Origin of the sequence: Dolosicoccus paucivorans (assembly GCF_900100125.1) — a bacterium.
GTDB classification, from domain to species: Bacteria; Bacillota; Bacilli; order Lactobacillales; family Aerococcaceae; genus Dolosicoccus; species Dolosicoccus paucivorans.
On sequence record NZ_FNEL01000059.1, the window covers coordinates 1 to 10,010 of the forward strand.

Annotated in this window: 8 protein-coding genes; 6 read left to right on the plus strand and 2 right to left on the minus strand. The window is 40.6% G+C overall.

The genetic code is table 11. From position 1 onward, the window contains the following. A partial coding sequence (locus BLR79_RS07575) for a helix-turn-helix domain-containing protein (RefSeq protein ID WP_143338816.1) occupies positions 1–233 on the minus strand: 233 nt, incomplete at its 3' end. A 76-nt stretch (positions 234–309) separates the two neighbouring features. After that, on the minus strand, positions 310–933 hold the full coding sequence (locus tag BLR79_RS07580; RefSeq protein WP_200778884.1) for a YdhK family protein: 624 nt from the start codon (positions 931–933) through the stop codon (positions 310–312). A gap of 171 nt (positions 934–1,104) precedes the next feature. Here BLR79_RS07580 and BLR79_RS07585 point away from each other — a divergent pair, with 171 nt between their 5' ends. The 6 genes from BLR79_RS07585 to BLR79_RS07610 all read left to right on the plus strand — a co-directional run bounded on the left by BLR79_RS07585 (position 1,105) and on the right by BLR79_RS07610 (position 9,689). Then, positions 1,105–2,211, plus strand: coding sequence for a hypothetical protein (locus BLR79_RS07585; protein WP_092086583.1), 1,107 nt, complete (start codon positions 1,105–1,107; stop codon positions 2,209–2,211). A 75-nt stretch (positions 2,212–2,286) separates the two neighbouring features. Continuing rightward, positions 2,287–4,290 (plus strand): transketolase, encoded by a 2,004-nt coding sequence (gene tkt, locus BLR79_RS07590; protein WP_092086585.1) that lies wholly within the window; start codon positions 2,287–2,289, stop codon positions 4,288–4,290. Positions 4,291–4,431: 141 nt separating this feature from the next. Continuing rightward, positions 4,432–5,997 carry a cardiolipin synthase gene (gene cls, locus BLR79_RS07595; RefSeq protein WP_092086587.1) on the plus strand — a complete coding sequence of 522 codons (1,566 nt, stop codon included), beginning with the start codon at positions 4,432–4,434 and terminating at the stop codon, positions 5,995–5,997. Between the two features lie 26 nt (positions 5,998–6,023). Continuing rightward, entirely contained in the window at positions 6,024–6,965 is a 942-nt protein-coding gene (gene ypfJ, locus BLR79_RS07600; RefSeq protein ID WP_092086589.1) for a KPN_02809 family neutral zinc metallopeptidase, read from the plus strand. Positions 6,966–6,988: 23 nt separating this feature from the next. Then, positions 6,989–8,386 (plus strand): polysaccharide deacetylase family protein, encoded by a 1,398-nt coding sequence (locus BLR79_RS07605; RefSeq protein WP_092086591.1) that lies wholly within the window; start codon positions 6,989–6,991, stop codon positions 8,384–8,386. Between the two features lie 25 nt (positions 8,387–8,411). Further along, positions 8,412–9,689 (plus strand): RNA polymerase factor sigma-54, encoded by a 1,278-nt coding sequence (locus BLR79_RS07610; RefSeq protein WP_092086593.1) that lies wholly within the window; start codon positions 8,412–8,414, stop codon positions 9,687–9,689. The last annotated feature ends 321 nt before the right edge of the window (positions 9,690–10,010 follow it).

Here is a 10,010-nt window from a genome sequence, read left to right on the forward strand (position 1 = left end):
AACTCTGTAGTTAAGTACAATTCTATCGCATATAGCTTGGTTTCTAAAGGATAAGACTGTCTTGTTGACTTAACTTGAAGGCCTTCTAAGCCAAAATCTTGATAATTATGGATCCATCGTTTCACTATTGACTGAGCGATTTGATATTTTTTCGCTAAAGTCCTAAATCCGCCTTTTCCAGCTTCGTAGTCAGTAACAATTTGAAGTTTCGTTTCTAAACTATACTTGGTCATAAAAATACCCCCAAAAGTTAGATTTTTTGGTCTAACTTTTGGGGGTCGGCTCAGAGAGTGGATTTTTTTGGTGTCATTAGCGAGCTTGTAATTCGTCGCCAATAACCCACATATGGTCTTCGACTAATTCGCCAGTGTTCGTATCCGTATAAGTAACGGTATAGACAACGCCATCGATCACTTCATCGATCGTTGCTTTTGCGCCTTTCATACCTGGCATATGGTCGGCTAAAAGCCCTACTTCGTCGCCGGCTTCTAAGCCGTAAGCTGGATTATCCACCTCTTCGCGGACGACCCATTTGTGGTTTTTAACAAGTTCACCGGTGTTTGTATCCGTGTAAGTGACGGCGTAAATAAGGGTTTCATAAGCACCTGTCACTTCACCTTGGGCCCCTTCCATTCCCGGCATATGATCCGCTAAAATGGTCACTTCATCTCCAACGTTAAATTCCGGATTTTCAGCAATGACCATATCAGCGGGAACTTCGCCAGAATGTTCCATGTGCATGTCCATCTCCTCTGTTGATTCAGACTCTTCCACTGAACGGGTTGCGACTTCACTAGAGCTCACCATTTCACTTGATTGGGCGATGGAAGATTCTGTTTCGATTGATTCGGTCTCATTGGTTGCGTTGTTACCGCAAGCAACAAGGAGTAAAGAAGCAGAACTTAGACTAATTAAAGTGAGTAATTTTTTCATCGTCATCTCTCCTTTTAATTGGGTTATCTTTATTATAAAACTCAGCGTTTATTTTTTCTATTGATTCAATTATTCAAATGGTTGGGTCATCGTCTTTTTGCTTTAAAAACTAATTTTTACTAACAATTATGGTACAATAATAGTATTGAAATGAATAAAGGAGCGATTGATTTGCCAAAGTCATTCAAACAACTAATGGGGTTAGTTTTAATGGGGATTCTTGTGGCCCCGACGGCTCTTGAAGGAGCGATCGTTTACGCCCAAAGTGAAGATATTTCGCCCATTGAGTCGGTAGAATTCGGACAACCGTCTTCTTCCTCGTCTCCATCAGAGGAAACTCTTGAGGACGAAAGAATGGATGAAGAAATTAAAGAAGAAACTGAAGAAGAAAGTTCAGATCAAGAAAGTGCTGAATCGTTAGACGAAGATGCGACTGCGACGGACCAGCATCCAGCGATTGATTTAATGAAACGATTAGGCGAGATGCAAACAGGGATCGTCTCAGACTACACAGTCATTGACTATTTAGACGAAGGTGGCGAAGTGTTAGCCCGTACTTCAACTTTAATTAAAGACGGGAATCACTACTTATTAACTGATCAACAAGATCAAAAAGTCCCTCAAACAGCTTTAATTGCCATGAATGAGGAAACTCATCAAATTGAAGAAATTTATGAGCCAGTGAAAGATTTGATGCGTAATGTCAATCATGCGACCGAACAAGGATTTGAAGAAGGAATGACTTCGGAATTAGAGGCTTTAACGGGATTAACAGCAGATCAGATGAATGCTTTATCTGATTTATATATTGATCAAACGGACCAACAAGAAGAATACCAATCCTTATTAGAGCATACCGAAGCAACCAGTGACTTTTTATTTTTACTCGGAGAGCGCTTTATTAATCAGCCGGGACGTACGGAACAATTAGAAGAAGTTGCTCCTGAAGTGTATCAATTAGAAATTACAGATGAATTACTTGAAGAATTAAAACAATTGATCGAAGAAGAAAAGGACCAATTTGAGTCGGTAGAAGACGTGGCGTCACTATTTGAAAATGGTCAAGCAAGTACGATGTTATTTAACACCGCGGCGATGGAGTATGGCATTGGAACATTGAGTCAACAATCCGCCATTGAATACTACTTTAGCGCTCAAGGTAAATCATTACGCCTTCCAACCAGCGAGCAAGTGGTGAGTTTAGATGAGTTGTTAAATAGAGCCCACGGCGACGTGGAAGAAGCGAATGAGGAGACTCCTTTACAAGAGGAAGAATAGAAGAAAGCGGTTTATTTTTCTTGCGTGAAGTATGATACAATAGAAGGTAGTTAGACACAAATTAGGAGGATATTTATGTTTTCAAGTAAAGATCAATTAGCGATGAACACATTGCGTGCTTTAAGTATGAACCAAATTGAAGCAGCCAATTCTGGTCACCCGGGACTTCCACTAGGAGCGGCGCCAATGGCTTACGCCTTATGGGCAGAACATTTACGCGTGGATCCGGCAAACAGCCAATGGATGAACCGCGACCGTTTTGTTTTATCAGCAGGACATGGATCTGCTTTACTTTACAGCTTACTTCATATGGCTGGTTTTGATGTAACCATTGACGATTTAAAACACTTTAGAAAAATGAATAGCCGCACACCGGGTCACCCAGAGTATGGCTACACTGACGGAGTGGAAGCAACCACTGGACCATTAGGTCAAGGAATTGCTCAAGCAGTGGGAATGGCAATGGCTGAAGCTCACTTAGCCGCTCAATATAACCGTCCAGGTCATGATATTATTGACCACTACACTTATACATTAGTCGGTGACGGAGATTTAATGGAAGGAATTTCTTACGAAGCTGCTTCTTACGCCGGTAAGATGAAGTTAGGTAAACTAATCGTTTTATACGATAGTAACGACATTTCCTTAGACGGTGACTTAGACATGTCTTTCGTTGAAGATGTTAAAGGTCGCTTCGAAGCGCAAAACTGGCACTACTTACGTGTGGATGAAGGGATGGATATTCAAGCCGTTTCTGATGCGATTGAAGAAGCGAAAAAAGTCACAGACAAACCAACCATGATTGAAATTAAAACAGTGATCGGATTCGGCGCGCCAGACGCTGGAACGAATAAAGTGCACGGGGCACCTATCGGTCAAGAAGGTTGGGACGCAGTGAAAAAAGCGCTTGAGTGGACTCATGAAGACTTTGAAGTACCTCAAGAAGCTAAAGATCAATTTAAAGAACGTGTCTTTGACCGTGGTCAAACAGCTCACCAAGAATGGAAAGAAGCTTTTGAAGCTTACGAAAAAGACCATCCAGAACTTGCGAAAGAATTAAAAGCAGCCTTTAACGGTGAATTACCAAAAGATTACGCTAAAGGGTTAGAATTAGTGGACACTGATACAGAAGCTGAAGCGTCACGTATTTCAAGTAGCCGTGCGATTCAAGCTTTAGGTCAAAACATTCCGTATTTCTGGGGTGGATCAGCTGACTTATCTAGTTCAAACAAAACAATGAACGAAGAAGATAGCGACTTTATGCCAGACAACTACGCTGGACGTAACATTTGGTACGGAGTACGTGAGTTTGCGATGGCAGCGATGATGAACGGAATTGCCTTACACGGCGGAACAAGAACTTATGCCGGAACGTTCTTTGTCTTTACAGACTATTTAAAAGGTGCGGTTCGCTTATCTGCTCTATCAAAACTACCAGTCACTTACGTCATGACTCATGATTCTATTGCGGTCGGTGAAGATGGACCAACTCACGAGCCGATTGAACAATTAGCAGGTTTCCGCGCGACACCTAATTTAAATACAATCCGCCCAGCGGATATGAACGAAACCTTTGTCGCATGGCAAATGGCTGTTGAATCAAAAGATCGTCCGACAATGTTGGCGCTAACTCGTCAAGATTTACCTGTTTTAGAAGGAACAAAAGCGTTAGCCGAAGAAGGTGTTCGTAAAGGAGCTTACGTATTATCTCCGGCTAAAGGGGACACACCAGAAGGTATTTTAATTGCGACAGGTTCTGAAGTCGCTTTAGCTTTAGAAGTTCAAGAAACGCTACAAGAAGAAGGAATCGACGTGTCCGTTGTTTCTATGCCATGTCAAAACTTATTCGACGAACAAGACGCAGAATATAAAGAAAGTGTCTTACCATCTGAAGTAAGAAACCGCATGTCCATTGAAATGGGTGCGACCTTTGGTTGGGAGCGTTACGTTGGTCTAGACGGTGTGACTGTCGGATTAGACCGCTTCGGTGCTTCAGGAAATGCCAACGACATTATTCCAGCTTTAGGCTTTAATACAAAAGACATTACAAAACGTTATTTAGACGTATTTTCTAAATAAAAACGAAACGAACAAAAAGGTTGCCTTTAATTAAAAGGCGGCCTTTTATTTTTAAATATAAAAGTTGTGTAAACTTTGAAGAGTGGGTACAATGGAAGTGTAATTATTTGAAATGAATCTAAGCAGAAAGGAAGTGAAAACGTGTCATTAAGAAAACCACCTAAGTTTACGACAGGACGGATTGTCTTGACGGCTTTATTTTTTTTAATTCAGTTAGTATGGGGCTTTGCGCTCTTCTTTCGCTTTTTAGAGTATTCAATTTGGCTACAAGCTATTTTGCGAGTGGCGTCTTTATTTATGATTTTATATTTATCGAACCAAGAAGATAACCCAACTTATCGGATGAGTTGGATATTATTAATTGCGTTATTCCCCATGTTTGGAACGTTAGTTTATTTGACGATGGGAAACAGTCGCCCGACGCGTAAAATGTCTAAACAATTATCTGAAGAAATTGCGGCCCATGCTGGGGAAATGGATGATGTGCCATCAGCGGTTAATTTATTAAGTGAATACGACCCCCGTCTAGGTGGGTTGGCTAAGTATGTTGAAGACTACGCCCATATGCCCGTTCATTTAACTCCTAACGTCACTTATTATCCAACGGGGGAAGATTGTTTTGAACATTTACTCGACGCTCTTCGATCCGCGGAAGAATTTATTTTTATTGAATTTTTTATTGTCGATACCGGGTATATGTTGGATTCGGTTTTAGATATTTTAGAAGAAAAAGTGAAAGAAGGCGTCCAAGTTCGCTTTATTTATGACTTTTTTGGATGTATTACCCGGTTGCCGAATAATTTTGCCCAACTTTTAGAAGAACGTGGTATTCGTGCCTTTGACTTTAACCCATTTACACCGATTTTTTCTTTATCGATGAATACTAGAGATCACCGCAAGATAGTGGTTGTGGATGGGAAAGTAGGTTTTTCCGGTGGGATTAACTTAGCTGATGAATACATTAATAAAATCGAGCGATTTGGTCATTGGAAAGATACGGTGGTTCGCATTGAAGGGCCTGCAGTATGGAATATGACGACCATGTTTTTGACTATGTGGAATGCTTTTTATCCTTTAGATGACGATTATCATCCCTTTAATCCTTATTCCTTTGAAGAAGAAGCCAAAAAAATTAGTCAAGGAGATGAAGCGTTACTAAATGAAGGGTTGTCCCAACCTTTAAGTGATTCTCCTTTAGATGATGAACCGATGGGGGAAAATATTTATATCGAGATTTTGTCTATGGCCACAGATTATGTCTATATGTATACCCCTTATTTAGTGTTAAGTAATAAATTAGAAGAAGCATTAAAGTCGGCGGCTAAAAGAGGCGTCGATGTGCGGTTAATGACGCCGGGTATTCCTGATAAAAAAATGATTTATCGTTTAACAAGAGCCCATTATCCGGCTTTAATTAAAGCTGGGGTCAAGATTTTTGAATATTCACCGGGCTTTTTACACGCTAAAACCTTTGTTAGTGACGACAAAGTCGGAACAGTCGGGTCGATGAATATGGATTACCGTTCTCTTTATTTAAACTTTGAATCGAATGTTATTTTATATTGTCACCCGGAACTTAAACGCATTAAAGAAGACTTTTTAAGAACTCAATCTCAATCAAAACAAGTCTTTTTATCCGATACTCGTTTAGGGTATTTAGGGCAATTGTGGAATTCAGTTCTTGGTTTAATTGCACCGTTTGTTTAATCATTAAATGAAAAGGAGTGTTTCAAATGAAATGGGAAAATATGAGGCAAAGTCGTAACGTTGAAGATCGTCGTGGCCAAACACCGAGAGGTCCTGTACCAAGTGGCATGGGAATGGGTCGCGGGGGCGGCATTAACCCGGGTATTTTATTTTTACTGTTACGTTCAAGAGTGGGCCGTTGGATCTTAATTTTAGGGGTCTTATTTATGCTGTTTGGTGGCGGTCTAGGTGGTTTATTAGGCGGCAACACGAGCTCAGTTAACATCCCTCAAAATACTCCAAACGCTCAAGTGGAAACTCACCAAGTTCCCCAACAAAGTGCTTATGACGAAGATGCAGCTTTTGTATCCGCCGTCTTAGCCAGTACAGAAGATGTGTGGGAGGAAATCTTTAAACAACACGGCCAAACTTATGTACCTCCTAAGTTAGTTCTTTATACCGGAGCGGTTCAAACTCAAGGGTGTGGGTTCGCTAGTTCAGCGGTCGGTCCTTTCTATTGTCCAGGGGACGAAAAAGTTTATATTGACTTAGATTTTTACGATGAACTGCAAACGAAATTCCAAGCGCCAGGAGACTTTGCGATGGCTTACGTTATTGCCCACGAAGTCGGTCACCACATTCAAAACATCTCAGGAATTATGGGAGACTATAACCGAGCTCGTCAAGGAATGAGTGAAACTCAAGCTAACGAACTAAATGTGCGCTTAGAACTGCAAGCAGACTACTTTGCCGGCGTATGGGCAAGGTATGTAGATGAACAGGGTTATTTAGATATTGGTGACTTAGATGAAGCCCTTCAAGCAGCTTACGCTGTTGGAGATGATACGCTACAAGAACAAGCCTATGGACGCGTAGTTCCCGATAGTTTTACCCACGGAACATCAGCTCAACGTCAAAACTGGTTTAAACGCGGCTATCAATATGCTGACTTAGGACATGGAGATACATTCAATCAGTCCATCGATTAAATTATTGGAAAGAAAGAGGAAACATGCCATCAGATTCATTCGACCCACGTACAGGTCAACAACAAGTTAGTCATCGTAAATATTGGATTGCGCTTATTTCAATCGCAACATTAGGATTTTTAATTATTGGTTTATCAATTGTCAAGCCGGAATTTTTCCCTTTTATCAATTCTCAAGCTCACCAAGCAAGGGAAGCGATTAATCATTTATATTCTGATGAACAAAAGGTTTATTTAAATGCCGGCATCTCTCTTGACGACATTAAGCGCGCTCAAGAGGAAGTCGATCAAGTTAAGGGGCGTCAAAAACAAACCCTTCAAGACCAATTAAATATTGTTAAAGCAAAGTATGACGGAATTCGTCATTTAAGTGAGATTTATGACGTCACGGGTCCGCTTATTTTATCCGATGAAATCGCTGAAGATTTACCTTTAAGAGCGGGCGTCACGGTGTCAGATATTGAAGAACGAGATCATACGGACCAATTTACTCGCCGAGACGAATTGGTTGAAAAAATGAGCGAACTCTTTACTCGAGCAAAGCAAATGGCCCAGTCTTTTGATCAAGTAAGACAACAGATTGCTACTTTGGAAACCATTGACATTAAAGACGAAGAAAGTGTGCGTCAGTTTAAACATCAAGTAGATGAAGTGGAAGGACAGCTCGCAACAATTAAAAACCAACCCGGCTCGCAAACGGTCAAAAAAGAACTGGATGAAGTATTAGATGAAGCCCTGTATGATATTGTCGCTGTTCATCGTAGCCACCCTTTAAGTGAAGAGATGGTGGAGAACTTAATGAGTCATCAAGTATTAGGTCCTTACATTGCAGGAACAGCTCTTGATGAACGTAAGTCAGTAGCGTTAACCTTTGATGATGGCCCCCACGAAAATACTTACCGCGTGTTAGATTTATTGGATGAATTTGACGTTAAAGCGACCTTTTTCCATGTGGGTGGATTTGTAGACGCTCATCCGGAAATTACTAAAGAAGTAGTTGAACGCGGCCATGAAATTGCTAACCACTCCTATGGTCACCCGGATTTAGCGACGCTACCTGACGAGGAAGTCATTAGAGAAATTCAAGACGCTCAAGATTCCATTGCGGAAGCCACTGGGGTCACACCCACTCGCTACCGCATGCCTTTTGGTAGTGGAGGGCAACGGGTTATCCAGCTCATTCCCGAATTATCATCAGTAATGTGGAATGTGGATTCTCAAGATTGGCAAAGTCAAGATAGTCAAGTGATCTATCAACATACAATGGCGACGATGTTACCCCAATCGGTAGTTTTATTCCACGAAACCATTCCGGCATCGGTGGACGCTTTAAAGCGCATCATTCCTGAATTAAAAGAAAAAGGATACGAGTTTGTTACCTTAGATGAGATTAGTTATGATTATTTAAACGACAGTTTCTAAAGGAAGAAGAGAAAAGAGGTTGTATATGCGAAATCAAACATTGACGATTCAACAAACAACACCCATTCAAAGTGTCACCGTTCAACATGACTCTTTAAAAGTTCAAGAAAGGGTAACTCAAATGTTACCTTTAACAGCGGAACAATTGACTTTGTATTTAGAAACGGTTATTTCACCCAATCCATTTATTGAAATGGTTTACCCTAAAGAAGTGAAAGTAGCCCAAGTGGATGAAGATCATCAAATTGTTAAAGGACAAGCCCATCAAAAAGGGTTACCCCAAAGTTTGCATTTATATTTGTCTCAACAAATTATGCATCAAGATCCTAGTCCTATGCGTGAAGTGATGCTGTCGTTAATTGATCAGTTGGATAAAAGAGGGTACATTACCCGTTCTTATAAAGAATTAGCTAAAGAAATGGATGTTCATGAAGTGTTGATGCTTGATGCGCTAAATTACTTTAAACGACTTGACCCGGCAGGTATTGGTGCTAAAGATTTAAGGGAAGCTTTATTAACACAAACGTTGCGAGATGATAACGCACCGACTTTAGCGCGTTATTTATTAGATGAACATTTCGACAAAATTGCGACAGTCAGTTCTAAAGAACTAGCAGACTCTTTAGGGGTGGACCAAGAGGCAGTGGAGGAAAGTATAAGTTACTATCAAACGCTTAATCCTGCCCCTGCTTCTTTATTCCACGTCGATCATCATGAACATTTAGTCACTGACTATTCATGGGAAGCTTTAGATGATTCCAGCGCTACGTTAACTTATCACGGCGAATTTTATCCAACAGTGGAATTTAATAAAGCTTATTATGAAGAAATGGCTTCTATTAAAGATGACGCCGAGTTACAAGAGTTTGTTGTGGAACAAAAAGAACATTACGATCAATTAAATGAAGCGTTTGAATTGTATCAACAGTTGATGGTTAAAGTGGCCGCCAAAGCCACTCAACAACTATTTAATTGGTTAATGGAATCTGTCGAGCAGCCGTTAACCATTGATGTGGAAAAGATTGCCCACGAGCTAGACATTGATATCCAGTGGGTTCAAGATACGTTGTACAACAAAAACATTCAAATTAAAGAACAAGTTTACTCTTTTAATGATTGGTTGCCAGAAGTTCTTGAAGATTCTTTTAACTTTATTCCACCTGTCGCTCAATCGATTGTAAAAGATGTTTTACAAAACGAGCCGACCGCGTCTATTGAGCAAATTCAGGACCGTTTAAAAGAGGCGGATTTCTATTTAGGGGATTTGGAAGTCGAACTATTTGTCGCTCAACTGGAAGATTAATAATGGAGGCTGTGACATAAGTCGACAGTTTCTTTAGAAAAACAACCCCGTCAAAACATTTATTCATCATGTTTTGACGGGGTTTTGGTATAATTAAGTATCGAATTGAATGAATAAAAAAGGCAGGAGACCACAACCTCCTGCCTAAGACAATCCAGAAAGGACTATCTCTAATGAACGGACTTAAGTATACCACATCTTCTCCCGAAATCATAGTCTCTGTTAACTTTTCACTCCCTCAAGACCACATTGCTCGAGTCATTCATGACTTTGTTGAATCGCTTGACATTCCAGAAACTTCCGGGTTTGGCCGTCCCATCG

Coding starts and splice junctions, on each gene's coding strand:
- BLR79_RS07580 (WP_200778884.1), bottom strand. CDS start 933: ATGAAAAAATTACTCACTTTAATTAGTCTAAGTTCTGCTTCTTTACTC.
- tkt (WP_092086585.1), top strand. CDS start 2,287: ATGTTTTCAAGTAAAGATCAATTAGCGATGAACACATTGCGTGCTTTA.
- ypfJ (WP_092086589.1), top strand. CDS start 6,024: ATGAAATGGGAAAATATGAGGCAAAGTCGTAACGTTGAAGATCGTCGT.
- BLR79_RS07605 (WP_092086591.1), top strand. CDS start 6,989: ATGCCATCAGATTCATTCGACCCACGTACAGGTCAACAACAAGTTAGT.
- BLR79_RS07610 (WP_092086593.1), top strand. CDS start 8,412: ATGCGAAATCAAACATTGACGATTCAACAAACAACACCCATTCAAAGT.